General features: G+C 71.2%; 17 protein-coding genes and 1 tRNA gene. 15 read left to right on the forward strand and 3 right to left on the reverse strand.

Features of this window, described 5'->3' with window-relative positions:
* Positions 1–51: 51 nt before the first annotated feature.
* Positions 52–1,488 carry an MFS transporter gene (locus OG917_RS16660; protein WP_328318379.1) on the reverse strand — a complete coding sequence of 479 codons (1,437 nt, stop codon included), beginning with the start codon at positions 1,486–1,488 and terminating at the stop codon, positions 52–54.
* 251 nt (positions 1,489–1,739) lie between these two features.
* On the opposite strand from OG917_RS16660, the gene OG917_RS16665 reads away from it, so the two are divergent.
* From OG917_RS16665 to OG917_RS16675, 3 genes are all read left to right on the forward strand, one after another.
* Entirely contained in the window at positions 1,740–2,300 is a 561-nt protein-coding gene (locus OG917_RS16665; RefSeq protein ID WP_328318380.1) for a MarR family winged helix-turn-helix transcriptional regulator, read from the forward strand.
* Between the two features lie 228 nt (positions 2,301–2,528).
* On the forward strand, positions 2,529–3,338 hold the full coding sequence (locus tag OG917_RS16670) for an isocitrate lyase/PEP mutase family protein (RefSeq protein ID WP_328318381.1): 810 nt from the start codon (positions 2,529–2,531) through the stop codon (positions 3,336–3,338).
* A 159-nt stretch (positions 3,339–3,497) separates the two neighbouring features.
* On the forward strand, positions 3,498–4,250 hold the full coding sequence (locus OG917_RS16675) for a sensor domain-containing protein (protein WP_328318382.1): 753 nt from the start codon (positions 3,498–3,500) through the stop codon (positions 4,248–4,250).
* A gap of 66 nt (positions 4,251–4,316) precedes the next feature.
* On the opposite strand, the gene OG917_RS16680 is transcribed toward OG917_RS16675, so the two are convergent.
* Complete coding sequence (locus OG917_RS16680) at positions 4,317–4,772, reverse strand: VOC family protein (protein WP_328318383.1); 456 nt, start codon at positions 4,770–4,772, stop codon at positions 4,317–4,319.
* A gap of 538 nt (positions 4,773–5,310) precedes the next feature.
* Here OG917_RS16680 and OG917_RS16685 point away from each other — a divergent pair.
* From OG917_RS16685 to OG917_RS16700, 4 genes are all read left to right on the forward strand, one after another.
* Positions 5,311–5,955: a TetR/AcrR family transcriptional regulator gene (locus OG917_RS16685; protein WP_328318384.1), complete on the forward strand. Its 645-nt coding sequence runs from the start codon at positions 5,311–5,313 to the stop codon at positions 5,953–5,955.
* Positions 5,956–6,090: 135 nt separating this feature from the next.
* Positions 6,091–7,680, forward strand: coding sequence for a M28 family peptidase (locus tag OG917_RS16690; RefSeq protein ID WP_443058974.1), 1,590 nt, complete (start codon positions 6,091–6,093; stop codon positions 7,678–7,680).
* Between the two features lie 188 nt (positions 7,681–7,868).
* Entirely contained in the window at positions 7,869–8,165 is a 297-nt protein-coding gene (locus tag OG917_RS16695) for a type II toxin-antitoxin system VapB family antitoxin (protein WP_164262735.1), read from the forward strand.
* A 267-nt stretch (positions 8,166–8,432) separates the two neighbouring features.
* Complete coding sequence (locus tag OG917_RS16700; RefSeq protein WP_328318385.1) at positions 8,433–9,065, forward strand: LytR C-terminal domain-containing protein; 633 nt, start codon at positions 8,433–8,435, stop codon at positions 9,063–9,065.
* A 197-nt stretch (positions 9,066–9,262) separates the two neighbouring features.
* Here OG917_RS16700 and upp read toward each other — a convergent pair whose 3' ends face one another.
* A complete protein-coding gene (gene upp / locus OG917_RS16705) occupies positions 9,263–9,898 on the reverse strand; it encodes a uracil phosphoribosyltransferase (protein WP_328318386.1) in 636 nt (211 codons plus the stop codon).
* Between the two features lie 164 nt (positions 9,899–10,062).
* Here upp and OG917_RS16710 point away from each other — a divergent pair, with 164 nt between their 5' ends.
* The 8 genes from OG917_RS16710 to OG917_RS16745 all read left to right on the forward strand — a co-directional run bounded on the left by OG917_RS16710 (position 10,063) and on the right by OG917_RS16745 (position 14,676).
* A complete protein-coding gene (locus tag OG917_RS16710) occupies positions 10,063–10,317 on the forward strand; it encodes a hypothetical protein (protein WP_443059083.1) in 255 nt (84 codons plus the stop codon).
* A 155-nt stretch (positions 10,318–10,472) separates the two neighbouring features.
* Complete coding sequence (locus tag OG917_RS16715) at positions 10,473–11,000, forward strand: tRNA adenosine deaminase-associated protein (protein ID WP_328318388.1); 528 nt, start codon at positions 10,473–10,475, stop codon at positions 10,998–11,000.
* A gap of 78 nt (positions 11,001–11,078) precedes the next feature.
* Complete coding sequence (tadA, locus tag OG917_RS16720; protein WP_328318389.1) at positions 11,079–11,543, forward strand: tRNA adenosine(34) deaminase TadA; 465 nt, start codon at positions 11,079–11,081, stop codon at positions 11,541–11,543.
* Between the two features lie 68 nt (positions 11,544–11,611).
* A tRNA-Ser gene (locus OG917_RS16725) sits at positions 11,612–11,696 on the forward strand.
* A gap of 356 nt (positions 11,697–12,052) precedes the next feature.
* Positions 12,053–12,673, forward strand: a complete 621-nt coding sequence (locus OG917_RS16730) for a DUF4232 domain-containing protein (protein ID WP_328318390.1) — start codon at positions 12,053–12,055, stop codon at positions 12,671–12,673.
* Positions 12,674–13,008: 335 nt separating this feature from the next.
* Complete coding sequence (locus OG917_RS16735) at positions 13,009–13,164, forward strand: hypothetical protein (protein ID WP_164262696.1); 156 nt, start codon at positions 13,009–13,011, stop codon at positions 13,162–13,164.
* Between the two features lie 33 nt (positions 13,165–13,197).
* A complete protein-coding gene (locus tag OG917_RS16740; protein ID WP_328318392.1) occupies positions 13,198–13,491 on the forward strand; it encodes a Dabb family protein in 294 nt (97 codons plus the stop codon).
* 225 nt (positions 13,492–13,716) lie between these two features.
* Positions 13,717–14,676 carry an RNA polymerase sigma factor SigF gene (locus tag OG917_RS16745; protein WP_328318393.1) on the forward strand — a complete coding sequence of 320 codons (960 nt, stop codon included), beginning with the start codon at positions 13,717–13,719 and terminating at the stop codon, positions 14,674–14,676.
* The last annotated feature ends 119 nt before the right edge of the window (positions 14,677–14,795 follow it).

Below are 14,795 nucleotides of genomic sequence, written 5' to 3' on the forward strand. Positions count from 1 at the left end.
CCACGCTTCCCCGCACGCCCCAGCGCCGACCGGCCCTCCGCAGGCCCCGTCCTACGCAGGCCGGCCCTCCGCAGGCCGGTCCCGCGCAGGCCGGCCCTCCGCAGGCTCGTCCTGCGCAGGCTCCGCGAACTCGTCCGGCCTGCCCTTCTTCGGGAGCAGGAGCGTGATCGCCAGGAAGGCGACCAGCAGGCCACCCTGGACCAGGAGCGCGTGGTGGAAGCCGGTGGTGAAGTCGCCCGTCGTGGCGCGCGCGAAGAACACGGAGCCGAAGACCGCCACCCCGATCGAGCCCCCGATGGACTGCACCGCCGACAGCACCCCGGACGCCGAACCGATCTCGTCATCGCCGACCGCGGCGAGGATGAAGCTGAAGAGGGCGGCGATGACGAGCCCGGCGCCGATGCCGCAGACGACCACGCCTGGCGCGATGTCCCAGATCGAGAACGCGCTGCCGAGGTGGTCGAGCTCGTACCAGAGGAGCGCGGCGCCGCCGAGCTGTACGAGCGGGCCGATCTGGAGGACCGCCCGGCCGATCCGGTCGGCGAGTACGGCTCCGCTGACCGCGCCGCCGATCGCGGTACCCACGGCCAGCGGCAGGTTGCCGAGACCGGCGTCGCCGGCCGTGTAGCGCTCGCCGATCTGGAGGAAGAGGGTCAGGACCAGCTGCACCCCGATCAGCCCGCCGAAGAAGAGCGCGATCCCGCCCAGCCCGACCGTGAACGCGGGCTTGCGCAGCAGGGCGGGCGTGACCAGCGGCTCGCGCCCCTGCGCCGCCGTGCGCCGCTGCTGGACGGCGAAGAGCGCGAACCCGGCCACCGACGCCGCCATGCAGAGCCAGGTCCACAGGGGCCAGCCCGCGTCCTGGCCCTGGTTCAGGGGCAGCACGAGCAGGGCGCAGGAGAGCGCCACCAGAGATGCGCCCACGCTGTCGACGACAACGGTGCGGTCGCCCGGTTTCCTGGGGACGATCAGCGCGGCGACGGCGAGGGCCGCGAGTCCGATCGGCACGTTCACCAGGAACACCAGACGCCAGCCGAGACCGAAGAAGTCACCCTGGATCAGCCCGCCTCCCAGCACAGGGCCGACGATCCCGCCGAGCCCCAGGACGGGGCCGAAGACCCCGAACACCTTGGTGAGTTCGGCACCTGTGAAGTTCTCCCGCAGCAGGCCGAGTCCCTGGGGCAGCAGCATCGCCCCCGCCACCCCCTGGACCAGCCGGAAGGTGATCAGGGTGCTGATGCCCGGCGCGGTCGCGCAGAGCAGCGAGGCCGCGGTGAACGATCCCAGGCCGATCAGGAACATCCGGCGCCGCCCGTACCGGTCGCCGAGCCGGCCGCCCAGCACCAGTCCGGCGCCGAGCGTGAGCGCGTACCCGCCGATCACCCACTGGAGGCCGACGGACGTCGCGCCGAGCGACTTCTCCAGGGCGGGGCCTGCGACGTTGACGATCGACGCGTCCAGCAGATCCATGATCTCCGCGACGAGCATCACCACGAGGATCAGCCACCGCCATCGGTAGGGAGACGGTGGCGGTGGCGCCGGTGCGTGCGCGGGTGGCTCTCCCGGCGCCCGCGCCGGTGACAGCGGTGGTGTCGGTGACAGCGGTGGCGTCGGTGACGGCGGTGGCGTCGGTGACGGCGGTGGTGTCGGTGACGGCTGGTCCGCCGGGACAGCGTTCATTGTGCCTCAGACTCTTGATTACCAATTTTATTAGCAATATCGAGAGTATCCTGCTTCCCATGGACGTCAAACCGCCTGCATCCGCCGCCCCGGACCCCGGGGCGGCACCCGGATCGACGCCGGGCCCCGCAGCCGGTGCTGTCACCGGCCAGGCCTCCGAGACCCCGGCAGGAGCTGCCCCCGCGCCCGGGTCCGGCGGCGCCATCCGTGAACAGCTGCGGCTCCTGACGCTGAACCAGCAGCGCTTCGAGCGGTATCTGAGCCGTCGGCTCCAGGTGGACCAGGCCGGACTCGCGGTGATGGACCATCTCGTCCATGCCGGCCCGACCACCCCCACCGACCTCGCGCGCCGGCTGGACGCCTCGACGGCCGCGACGACACTCGTGATCGACCGGCTCGCGGCCGGGGGCCACGTCACCAGACAGCCCCACCCCACCGACCGCCGCAAGGTGATCATCATCCCGGCCGCGCACTGGGAGGCGACGGCCTACGAGCACGTCGCCCCGCTCGTCCAGGGCGTCACCGCCACCGCCGAAGCACTGTCCCCCGGGGAGCAGGCCACCGTGGCGGCCTTCCTGCAGCGGATCGTCGACGCCTACGACGGAGCGATCAGGACCTGACTCACCCCCGGCGCGGCTCCCCCCGGCCGAGCCGCCCTCCTGCCGCTTACCTCATCCTTCGCTCGCCCTGCCGTCGCCCTGCCGTCGCCAGGGCGTCCCGTCCGCCGCTGTCCGACGGGCGCCGGCCGGGCGGAGGCCTACGGTGGAACCAGCCGGGCCCGCGGCCCCCGAGCCGCACCCTGTGCCCGCGCACACCCTCACCCCGCACCCGGCGGAAGGAAGCGTCCTGTGACCCCCTTCGAAGAGTTCCGCGCCCTGCACGAGCCCGCAGCCGGGGAACCGCTCGTCCTGCCGAACGCCTGGGACCACGCATCGGCGGCCGCCCTCGCGGAGGCCGGATTCCGCGCGATCGGCACGACGAGCCTCGGGGCCGCGGCAGCCGCGGGGAAGGCGGACGCGACCGGCGACGCCCGCGCGGAGACCGTGCGACTCGCCCTGGGGCTCGTCCGGATGGACGCTCTGATCAGCGTGGACATCGAAGGCGGCTTCAGCACCGACCCGGACGAAGTGGGCCGGCTGGCAGCCGAGTTGGCGGGTGCGGGGGTCGTCGGCGTCAACATCGAGGACGGACGGCCCGATGGCACGCTCGCCGATCAGGACCGGCAGTGCGCGGTCATCCGGGCCGTGAAAGGCGCGGCTCCCGAGCTCTTCCTGAACGCCCGCACCGACACCCACTGGCTGCCGGGGCACACGTCGGAGACCGCGCGCCGGGCGGATGCCTACCAACGCGCCGGCGCCGACGGCCTGTTCGTACCGGGGCTCCAGGACGGGCACACCATCGCCGCTCTGATCCAGGATCTCGGCGTCCCGCTCAACATCCTGGTGGCGCCGGGCGGTCCATCGGCCGAGGGGCTCGCCGCGCTGGGGGTGCGCCGGATCAGCTGCGGCTCCCTGCTGTTCCGGGCGGCCCTGCACGCAGCGGTCAGTACGGCGAGGGCCGTGGCGGACAGCACGGCGCTCCCGGCCGGGACCGCGGGCATTCCCTCGTACGGGGAGGCCCAGGCGCTCTCCGACCGGTTCGGCGGCGCAGGCGGCTGAGGGCGTCCGGCGGGGCGGGTGGAGCTTCCCCGCCTCCTCTTGGGGGTGCTGGCACCATCCCCAAGAGGCCGGGCCACTCCATGCCGCAGGAGGCGCGGTTCCGGGATCGTGAACGTCGTCAGGACGGCACGTCCCCACCGCGATGATCCGAGGCCCACGATGAGCTCCAGCACCTTTCCCCGTACGTCGAAGACCCCGCCCTCCGCGCCCGGCACGAGGGCCGGAACCGGAAGCGGTGCCGGCTCCGGCTCCGGCTCCGGAGCCGCGCGGCCGGCCGGCTTCTGGCGTGGCCCCTTCTCCTCCCGGACGTACCGCGAGCTGGGATACATCTTCGCGTCGCTGCCGGTCGCCGTCGCCGGGTTCGCTTTCGCGGTGGCGATGTTCTCGCTGAGCGCGGGGCTGGCCGTGACGGTGGTGGGCCTGCCGGTGGCCGCGGGCATGCTGGCGGGGGCACGGGCGTTCGGCGCCGCCGAGCGGGGCCGGGCGCGGATGCAACTCGGTCTGGATGTCACCGCCCCCGGCGTTCCTGCGGCACGGAACCCCGGCCTGTGGCCGGCGCTTTCGGCCCGGCTGACGGACGCCGCGGGCTGGCGGGCGCTGCTGTTCCAGCTGCTGATGTTCCCGTGGCGGGTGGCCAGTTTCGTCCTCTCGCTGACCTTCCTGGTCACCGGCTGGGCCGTCGCCCTCTACCCGGCGTACCACTGGGTCTTCCCGCGGTACGTGGGCTGGCCCGGGTATCAGGTGTACGCGTACACGTCCCACGGGGCCCAGCACGCGTACTACCTCACCTCCCCGCTCCAGATCGGCGCGTTCTCCCTGCTGGGGCTGGCGATCGTCTTCCTCACCCCGAAGCTGGTGCACGGTCTGACGAGCGTCGACCGCGGAGCCGTGCGCACCCTGCTCGGCAAGTGAGGTCGCCTGAGCGCCTGTTCGCGCGGCCGCCTGTTCGCCCGGCAGACCGGCCGCGCGGCAGGCCGGTCAGGCGTCCTGCGGGTACCAGCGCAGCTCGACGGTGTTGCCGTCCGGATCGCGCACGTACACCGACTGGGCGTGCCCCCGGGCTCCGAAGCGCTCACCGGGGCCATCCACCACCGTGAGACCGGGCAACCGGCCCGCGTCGATGGCCTGTTGCCAGTCGAGCGGCTCGACTACCAGACAGATGTGGTCGACATTGGCCGGCACCGCCGCCTGACCCGGCCCCGCACCGACCCCGCCGGAGTCACTCGCCGCACGGCCCGCCCCGGGGCTCTCCGGCGCCCGGACGATATCGATGATCGTCGAGGGGCTGACCCGTACGGACGGGAAGGGCGCCTCCCCCGCACGCCACTGCTCGGCCCGGACCGGTTCGAGGCCGAGCGGGCCGCAGTAGAACGCAAGCGAGCGCTCGATATCGGCAACGTTGAGCACAAGGTGATCGAAGCCGGTCACGCGCATGGGAACTCCCTCTCACGAACTCCACCCCCGACTGCCGGGCACCCCCCTGCGTCAATATAGTGCGCGCCCGCCCGGAAGATCATTGAAAAGCCGTATGAATCCACCGGTTGACCGCGCGTTCCCGCACCTCCGCAGGCCGGTTCACTACGTGGTGCGCCACCCGGTTCACCACACCGCCCACCTTCGGTGACTGGATATGCCCCGAGCGGTAGATATATACACCGCTTCCCTGACGCGACCTCGTCCGTCAGCACGTAAGCGCAGGTGGCATGCCATGACCTCCCCCGTCCGCCGCGCGTGGGAAAGGCCCCGGGCAGCGGAATCAGGAAGCGGCATCCTGAAATCCCTGACGGCGGGGACAATTCCACTGAGTCCCTGCGGAGCGCACCCTGGAGTTTCGGACAGCGGATGTCCGGCCTGTTCACGTACGAACGTGAGAGCACCCCTCCGCCCGCACGGCGGACTGCACGCTCACAGAACGCCGTTCACGTATTCGGAGAAGGCGGCGCCTTTCCCGCTCTCGTATGCTGACCGAGTCATGCCAGCAGAGGAATTTCTCCGGGCCCGCCGACCGGAACAGAAGCAGCAGCGGCGCGAGACCATTCTCGCGGCCGCCCGCCGCCTTGCGCAGGAACACGGGGTACGGCGGGTGACCCTGGGGAGCGTCGCCGAGGCAGTCGGCCTCGCCAAGTCCAACGTCATCCGGTACTTCGGGACCCGGGAAGAGATCTTCCTGGTCCTCGCGGCAGAGGACTGGCAGGAGTGGCAGAGCGCGGTGGCCGCGCGGCTGGACGCGGGCGAGGAGGCCGTCTGCGCGCTCGCCGAGACCCTCGCCGAGCGGTCGCTCTTCTGCGATCTGCTCAGCCAGACCGCGACGATCCTGGAACACAACATCTCGCTCGAAGCGGCCCGCGCCTACAAGCACACCGTGCTCGCGACCGTCGCCTCCCTCAGCACCCGGGTCGCACGGGCCCGCCCCGGCCTGACCGAGAGCGAGTGCACCCACCTGGTCTCGACGGCGGGGGCGCTCGCCGGCACGCTCTACCCGATGGCGACACCGTCGCCCGTCCTGTCCGAGCTGTACGCCCAGGAGCCGCAACTCGCCGCCGTCCGGCCCGCGCTGCTCCCGACCCTGCGGCGCACCCTCTCCGCACTGGCCGCCGGGCTCCCCGCCGTGCGCTGAACCGGCTCCGGGCCGAGCCGCTCCCGGCCGGTCCCCGGCGCCCCCACCCCGCGGCAGCGCAGGCCGCCCGCCCCCTCCGGCACCCGAACGCCACACGGGCGTTCGTCGTGAGCGACGGCGCGGGAAGCATCCCGGGTGACCACACCGCGCAGACGTACGCCCCGCCCCGGCGCCGCCGTACTCCGTACCGGCCGCGCCGCCGTCGTCCGCTCCCTTACCGGAGCCCTCGCCGTCTCTCTGGTCCTGACGCCGATAGCGGCCCCGGCGACCGCGGCCCCGCACCCCGTACACCCCGATCCCGCGCAGCAGGCCGCGCGGCTCTCCCGGGAACTCGTACGGGCCTCGTCGGCCGGGGGCGCCTACCGGCACCTGCGGACGTTCCAGTCGCTCGCCGACGCCCACCACTCCACCCGGGCCGCCGGTACATCCGGCCACGAGGCTGCCGCGCGGTACGTCCACGACACCCTGCGGAAGGCCGGCTACCGGGTCTCGTACCAGTCCTTCCCCATCACGTACATCGAGACCCGGGCCGAGAAGCTGGCCGTCGTCGCGCCCGTCCGGCGCCGGCTGGCGGTCTCGGCGCTGTCGTACACCGCGTCCACCCCGGCAGGCGGCATCACGGCCGCACTCGCCGCCGTACCGGTGGACGCCACCACCGGATGCGAGGCGGGCGACTACGCCGCAGGCGCGTTCAGCGGGCGGATCGCGCTGATCCGCCGCGGTGGCTGCACGTTCGCCCAGAAGCAGCGGATGGCGGCCGGTGCGGGCGCGGTGGCCGCGCTCATCGCCAACAACACCGCCGGCGCCCTGTCCGGCACTCTCGAATCCCCCACGGGCGTGAAGATCCCCACCGGCGGGATCTCGCAGGCCGACGGCACGGAACTGGCCACTGCGGCGGCCGGGGGCACGGTCCTCTCGCTGGAGATCCGTCAGCTGCGGGAGCGGCGGACGACCCGCAATGTCATCGCCGAGACCAGGGGAGGGGATCCGGCCCACACCGTGATGTTCGGCGCCCACCTCGACTCGGTCACCGCGGGACCAGGCATCAACGACGACGGCTCGGGCTCGGCCGGACTCATGGAGGTCGCCCAGCAGCTCGCCCGGGCCCGCAGGCACCCCGCCGACAAGGTGCGGTTCGCCTGGTGGTCGGCGGAGGAGCTGGGACTTCGGGGCTCCGACGCGTACGTCAGGAGCCTCACGGCTGCGCAGCGGAAACAGCTGGCGCTCTATCTGAACTTCGACATGATCGCGTCACCGAACTACGCCCAGCTCGTCTACGACGGCGACAACTCGGATGCGGCGGGCGCCGGTCCGGGCCCGGCAGGTTCCGGGAGTCTGGAGAAGGGGATCACCGACTTCCTGGACCGCGGTCATGTGCCGCACGAGAGCGCGGTCTTCGACGGACGTTCCGACTACGGACCTTTCATCGCCGCGGGCATCCCGTCGGGCGGCACCTTCACCGGCGCGGAGGAGATCAAGACCGCCGCGCAGGCCAGGAAGTACGGCGGGAAGGCGGGGGTCGCGCTCGACGCCTGCTACCACCTGGCGTGCGACACACTGAAGAACATCAACATGAAGGCGTTCGGCATCAACATCGCCGTCATCGCCGATGCCGTCGGGAGGTACGCGTCCGACGTGCGCCCCCTGACGTCGAAAACGGTGACACCGAAGGCCGCGGCACCGAAGGCCCTGCTGTCCAGGGCCGTGACATCCGGGACCCCCTGACGGATGACGCCGGGACCCTCGCCGACCGGCGGGAGCGTGCCCCTTCCGCACGTGGCCACCGGGCCGACGGAGGGGGTGGTTCCGCTCCTACCCCCCTGCCGGTTTGTCACTGAATAAGGCCTTTACCGTGCTCTGTCGCCGCCTCGCCATGGCTGCGCCCGGAGGCGCTTCCCCGGTAGGCTTTCCGTGTGATCTTCAAGCGCATCGGAAGCGGACGCCCGTACCCCGACCACGGCAGGGAATCCACCCGCCAGTGGGCGGATGTAGCGCCGCGCCCGGTCCGGCTGGACCAGCTCGTGACCACCAAGGGCCAGCTGGACCTCGAAACGCTGCTCGCGGAGGACTCCACGTTCTACGGGGACCTCTTCGCACACGTCGTGAAGTGGCAGGGCGACCTCTACCTGGAGGACGGGCTGCACCGGGCCGTGCGGGCCGCGCTCCAGCAGCGACAGGTCCTGCACGCCCGCGTTCTCGACATGGGCTGACGGCACACGGACCGGCACCGCCGCCCCGCCACCGGCCTGCCGTCACCACCGGCCTGCCCTCACCACCGGCCGCCTTCGGCTCACGGGCCCTGCCACCGGCGCAGAACCCCGGCGTGCACGCCCGCCCCACGATCGAGGGCCGGGAGCCACGGAATCCACCCTGGCCACAGCCACGGACTGGTCCTTATGGGCCCATTTTCGCTCATCCGGCGGTCATCAGATGATCGTTAAGTTCGCATCACCGCCCTGCCGCACTACGCTGCGCTCATGAGCATGCTCACACCCCCCGGCATGGGCGGAAAGTACCGCATCACGGGCGACAAGTACCCGCGGATGCACCGCCCCCGACGGCGTGGCCGCCTCGTCCTCGGGATCGCGGCCGCAGTTGTCGCCCTCGGCCTGGTCGGCTGGGGATCCCTGCAGCTCATCCAGCTCTTCACGGGTGATTCCCACAAGGCGTCGTCCGCCGGCCAGCAGCACGACTGCAAGGTCCGCGCCTCGCCCTCCGCCGGCGCGCGCCCGGCGGCACTGCCGAAGCCCGCGAAGATCACGGTCAACGTGTACAACGCGACCCCGCACGACGGGCTCGCGAAGTCCACCGCCGACGAGCTCAAGAAGCGCGGCTTCACGATCGGCAAGGTCGGCAACGCCCCCGCGGCCTTCGACAAGAAGGTTCCCGGCACCGCGCTGCTGCTGGGCTCGTCCAAGACCCCGGGCGCCTCGTACTCCGTGCTGGGTACGCAGGTCAAGGGCGCGACACAGAAGACCGACACCCGGAAGACCGGCGATGTCGACCTGATCATCGGCACCGGCTTCAAAGCGCTGGACACGAAGCAGGACGCCGCCAAGTCGCTGGCCGCGCTGGCCCACCCCGCACCGGCGTCCAACGGGAAGTGCTGACACCCCGGCAGCGCTGACGGCGCAGCATCGGCGCCGCGGCGCCGAACGGGCAGGGCCGGGACCCGACGCGTCCCGCCGGGTCCTGCCGGCGCCGGACAGCACACATCACCAGGACCGGACCGGACCGGCTCGCCCCGGGCCGGCGCCCGGTGGGGCGCCCGCGCCCGGCGCGCGTCGACTGCTCCCGGCGCGCGGAGCTACTCCGCCGAGCCGTACATCCGGTCACCCGCGTCGCCGAGGCCCGGCACGATGTAACCCTGGTCGTTGAGCCGCTCGTCGACCGCGGCGGTGACCACCGTGACCGGCGTGCCCGCCAGCTCGCTCTCCATGACCTCGACGCCCTCGGGCGCGGCGAGGAGCACCACGGCCGTCACGTCGTCGGCGCCGCGCGCGATCAGCTCGCGGATCGCGGCGACCAGCGTGCCGCCGGTGGCCAGCATCGGGTCGAGGACGTACACCTGACGCCCCGAGAGGTCATCGGGCATCCGCGACGCGTAGGTGGACGCCTTAAGCGTCTCCTCGTTGCGGACCATGCCCAGGAAGCCGACCTCGGCGGTCGGCAGCAGCCGCACCATGCCTTCGAGCATGCCGAGGCCCGCGCGCAGGATCGGCACGACCAGGGGGCGCGGGTACGACAGCTTCACGCCGGTGGTCGCCGTCACCGGAGTCTCGATGTCGACCTGCTCGGTGCGCACATCGCGGGTGGCTTCGTACGCGAGCAGCGTGACGAGCTCGTCGGCGAGGCGCCGGAAGGTGGCGGAGTCGGTGCGCTTGTCGCGCAGCGTGGTGAGTTTGTGCGCCACCAGCGGGTGGTCGACGACGTGGATACGCATACGACAACGGTAACCGGGCCCCGGACCGGCCCGTACTGGCATCAACCCGGCGGCCGGCGGGAAGGCGGGTCGGTACGGAGGTGGTGTGATCCATGCCCGAGCCCGAACCCGCGAACGCGGCCCGCAGCACGCCCGGCGACGAGCCCGAGAGCCGGCGCCCTCTCGTGCCCGAGAACCGGGCGCACAACAGGCGCGCGCACGAGCCGGACAACGCGCCCGCGCACGACCCGGGCGGCGGTCACGAGCCCGGCGGCGCGGGCGGGGCCCCCCCGGAAGCCGCCGCCGAACGGCGGCGCCGCCGCGCACAGTTTCTCCGTGAGCTGAACGAGGCCAAGGAGTTGCGCGACCGGGTGCAGCCCAGGCGCGCCAAGGTCGCCAGGCTGCGACAGGCCATGCGTATGCGCACGTTCCGCTGGTAGCGGCTGCCAAGGTTTTACCGGCTCGTGGAGGCAACACACGGAGACCTGAGCCCGAAGACCTCTCGCGAACGCCATGTTTCTGCCACGATTCCCACGGGGCGGCGCACACCGCGCCCTTTGGAAGAGACACCCCTAAGACCAGTGGGAGAGTCACGGTGTACTTCGCCGCACTGCTCGCGCGCACCGAAGACGGGTGGGAAGCGAGCGACACGGAGCTCGACGATGTGGAAACCCTCAGTGATCTGACCGATCTCGCCCGGGAAGCCTCCGGCGACGAGGACACCGTCCTCGTCTTCATCGAGCAGGAGGGCGCCTGGTTCGGCGTCGTCCGGGTCGACGGCGAGGACGATCCACGGATCTACGTCTCGGACGCCGCAGCCGCAAGCCGTTCCTCGTACGGAGAGATCCTGCTCACCGACGAGCTGATGGGCCGGGACCCGCAGGACCCGGACGCCCTGGAAGAACTTGTCGATCTCGACGGTACGGAGGACGGTGAGCAGGAGGAGGACGGGGACGACCCGGCCGACGAGAGCGAAGCCGTACCACCGGGACCGCTGGGGGACATCACGATCCTCGCCGACCTCGGCGTGACGGAGAAGGAGCTCCTGACACTCGGCACCGACGCACTGGCAGACATCGCCGACGCACTGGGCGCCGCCGAGGTCCTGGAAACCGTCCGCTGACCTACCCCAGGTGTCCGGCGGCCGGAGACACCGCTCCCGCCACACCGCCATCGGGCACACCATCGAACAGACGAGCAGATGAACGATCCCCTACGTGATCCCTGGGCCGGGCCGATGCGGCTGGCCCTGGCCGAGGCCGCGCACGCGGCGACGGCCGGCGATGTGCCGGTCGGCGCCGTCGTGCTGGCCCCGGACGGCGCGCCCATCGCGGCGGGCCACAACGAACGCGAGGCGACGGGCGACCCGACGGCACACGCCGAGATCCTGGCGGTCCGCCGGGCCGCGGCCTCGCTCGGCGAGTGGCGGCTGTCCGGCTGCACGCTCGTCGTCACCCTGGAGCCGTGCACGATGTGCGCGGGTGCGATCGTCCAGTCGCGGGTGAGCCGGGTCGTCTTCGGTGCTCTCGACGAGAAGGCGGGCGCAGCGGGTTCGCTCTGGGACGTCGTACGGGACCGCAGGCTCAACCACCGCCCCGAAGTCGTCGCCGGGGTGCTCGCGGACGCCTGCGCCGAGCAGTTGACGTCCTTCTTCCGGGACCGCTAGGCCCCGTCCTGCGCCCTTCCCGGAAGCCGATTTCTGACCACGGCCGACCTTGGGCTAAGCTCTCTCTCGGTAGCGTGTCCGAGCGGCCGAAGGAGCTCGCCTCGAAAGCGAGTGTGGGGAAACTCACCGAGGGTTCAAATCCCTCCGCTACCGCTCTCACACCCTCCTGATCTGCGGAAACGCAGTCAGGGGGGTGTTTTGCGTGCGGTGCCGTATGCGCACCGGCCCCGCACCGCCCTCCCTTCCTCCCCGAGCTGCGGCTCGCGCCCTCCCCCGGTGGCCGGCTCACGCGCAGCCGCCCGGTCCCGCCCTCGGACGGAGAGCCCCGTCCGGATGGACATTGCCGGTCATTCCCCGTCGAATCTCCGCCGTATGTCACGGCCGCCCCACTCCCGTGTCACAGGAGTGTCCTGGTGGGCCCGCTCCGTGAACTCGACGGCCGGTGCCCGTATCGGAGTAGACGGAACGACCTGCACGGCAGGGACAACCGCCGAACCTGTGGAGAAGCAATGCGTATGCAGAAGATCTCGGTCCTCACTCTCGTCGCGGTGGCCGCCGGCCTCTCGCTCACGGCCTGCGGCCAGGGCGACGCCAAGGCCGGCGACAGCACGAGCGCTTCCGTGAGTTCGAACTCCACCGGTACGGAGATCCGGAGCCAGGCCGGCTCCGCCACCGGTACCGGGACAGGTACGGGTTCCACCATCGCCAGCCGTTCCGGCTCGGCCTCGGGCAACTCCACCGCGGGCGCCTGCCGGACCGCGAACCTCGCCTTCACCACCTCGGGCGCCATGGCGGAGGGCGAACTGATCGTCAACCTCAAGAACACCGGATCCGGTACCTGCACGCTGCACGGCTTCCCGGGTGTGGACCTCAAGGGGCGCGACGGCACCGTCAGCGCCGCCCGCAGCAAGGTCGCCGCGCACGACGTCAGCGTGGCGCCCGGCCAGGAGACCCGCTTCACGCTGCACTACCCGCCGAACCACACCGGTGGTTCCGGCGTCACGTTCACCAGCCTGGTCGTCACACCTCCCAACGAGACCCACTCCCACGCCATCGCCCAGAGCATCAACATCCCCGCCTCGCAGTCAGCTCCCGTCATCTCGGTCGACCCGGTCGGCGCGGGAAAATAACCGGCGCCGCCCGCAGCGGGCTCCCCTGCCCGACGACGAGGACCCTCCGTGCTCTCCTCCGGCCGAACGGGACCGCGTGCGGCGGTGCGGGAGCCGGATGCCACGGGCGGTTCCGGCATGTGTGCGGTGAGCGGCCCCGGCCGTGATCCGCGACCCTGCGCGCACACCGGGCCCGTATCCCCCGGCGGTCGGCGCCCGGCAGGGCGCCCTGGGGCCCCGGCGGCCCAGGGGCCGACGCCGCTCCGCCCATCAGCCCTTGATCCCCCGGCGCACCGTCCGGTTAGACTCTCGCGTCTGCTCAGGGACCCCAGGGGAAGCAGGACCGAACGGTGCCAGTGAAGAAGATCATTCTCTATATAGCAGTCGTCTTTGTGCTGTACACGATCATCACTTCGCCGGCCAGGTCCGCGGACCTCGTCCAGGTAGGGTTCGAAGGCATCTCCAACGCCGCCAAGAGCGTCGGCCAGTTCATGACCGAACTGGTGAGCTGAGCCCGTACGTCCGTCCGTCCGTAGGGAGTCGCCTTGATCCGCCACCTGGTCCTCTTCAAGCTCAACGAGGGCGTCACACGTGACGAGCCCCGGGTCGTGGCAGGCGCGGAGGCGTTCGCAGAGCTTGGCGGGCTGATCCCGGAGACGGAGTTCTGGGAGTGCGCCTGGAACATCAGCGACCGGCCCATCGCCTACGACTTCGCCATCAACTCGGCCGTCCGGGACACCGACGCACTGAAGCGGTACATCGAACACCCGGCCCATCAGGCAGCCGTCGGGCAGTGGAGCGAATTCGCCACCTGGGTGATCGCCGACTACCCCTTCTGAGTCATTCCCCGAGCCACACCCGAACCCCCGGCTGGGCCCTTCGGGTGTACCGCCCTCCACCGTCTCGGTGGGGGGTTTTCCGTCGTTCAGTCACGTTTAACCGCCTTTTTACCGTCAACACGGTGTTATGCGGTGCTTGCACACAGTGCACATGTCTTGTGATGCTATGACCGCTTTTGACCGATGAGTTGACCAAAAAGTCGACCACAAAGGGGTGGCGTGACCGTGCCGGCCAGTACTGCGCCTGAAGTACCACCCCAGACCGCCCTGCCCCAGAACAGCGCGACGCAGACCTCGGAGGCCCAGAACGGCCAGGACCGCGGCAGCGAGGACCGCGGCGACCAGGAGTCAGCCGGGCGGGCCCCGGGCAGCCAGGCCTCCGGCAGCCAGGCGCCGGTCGAGGAGACTCCGCCCGCCAAGTCCCGGGGTGCGGACACCCGGGCCCTGACCCAGGTGCTGTTCGGCCAGCTCAAGGGGGTCGAACCAGGCAGCGCCGAGCACACCAGGGTCCGTTCGGCGCTGATCGAGGCGAACCTCCCGCTGGTGCGCTACGCGGCGGCCAGGTTCCGCAGCCGCAACGAGCCGATGGAGGACGTCGTCCAGGTCGGCACCATCGGTCTGATCAACGCCATCGACCGGTTCGACCCGGAGCGCGGGGTGCAGTTCCCGACCTTCGCGATGCCCACCGTCGTCGGCGAGATCAAACGTTACTTCCGGGACAACGTACGGACCGTCCACGTACCCCGGCGGCTGCACGAGCTCTGGGTGCAGGTCACCGGCGCCACCGAGGACCTCACGACGATGCACGGCCGCTCACCCACGACGGCCGAGATCGCCGAGCGGCTGCGCATCAGCGAGGAGGACGTCCTGTCCTGCATCGAGGCGGGCCGGTCCTACCACGCGCAGTCACTGGAGGCCGCCCAGGAGGGCGACGGGCTGCCCGGACTGCTCGACCGGCTCGGATACGAGGACCCGGCGCTGGCCGGGGTCGAGCACCGCGACCTGGTCCGGCACCTCCTCGTCCAGCTGCCCGAGCGGGAGCAGCGGATCCTGATGCTGCGCTACTACAGCAATCTGACGCAGTCACAGATCAGTCAGGAGCTGGGCGTCTCCCAGATGCATGTCTCCAGATTGCTGGCCAGGAGCTTCGCCCGGCTTCGATCCGCAAATCGGATCGAAGCCTGACCGGTTCGAGTGATCCGCATCTGAAGCAGAAATGCCCCACACCCCCTCTTTCCAGCGCAGATTTGTCGACTTGGCGCTACAGCGTGTTGCCGACATGTGACATTCTGCTGGAACCGCGT

Source organism: Streptomyces sp. NBC_00388 (assembly GCF_036061255.1).
GTDB lineage: Bacteria > Actinomycetota > Actinomycetes > Streptomycetales > Streptomycetaceae > Streptomyces.

Bases quoted from the DNA above. Each gene is read 5' to 3' on its own strand.
- OG917_RS16660 (WP_328318379.1), bottom strand. From the start codon at position 1,488: ATGCTCGTCGCGGAGATCATGGATCTGCTGGACGCGTCGATCGTCAAC.
- OG917_RS16665 (WP_328318380.1), top strand. From the start codon at position 1,740: ATGGACGTCAAACCGCCTGCATCCGCCGCCCCGGACCCCGGGGCGGCA.
- OG917_RS16675 (WP_328318382.1), top strand. From the start codon at position 3,498: ATGAGCTCCAGCACCTTTCCCCGTACGTCGAAGACCCCGCCCTCCGCG.
- OG917_RS16680 (WP_328318383.1), bottom strand. From the start codon at position 4,772: ATGCGCGTGACCGGCTTCGATCACCTTGTGCTCAACGTTGCCGATATC.
- OG917_RS16685 (WP_328318384.1), top strand. From the start codon at position 5,311: ATGCCAGCAGAGGAATTTCTCCGGGCCCGCCGACCGGAACAGAAGCAG.
- OG917_RS16700 (WP_328318385.1), top strand. From the start codon at position 8,433: ATGAGCATGCTCACACCCCCCGGCATGGGCGGAAAGTACCGCATCACG.
- upp (WP_328318386.1), bottom strand. From the start codon at position 9,898: ATGCGTATCCACGTCGTCGACCACCCGCTGGTGGCGCACAAACTCACC.
- tadA (WP_328318389.1), top strand. From the start codon at position 11,079: ATGAACGATCCCCTACGTGATCCCTGGGCCGGGCCGATGCGGCTGGCC.
- OG917_RS16730 (WP_328318390.1), top strand. From the start codon at position 12,053: ATGCGTATGCAGAAGATCTCGGTCCTCACTCTCGTCGCGGTGGCCGCC.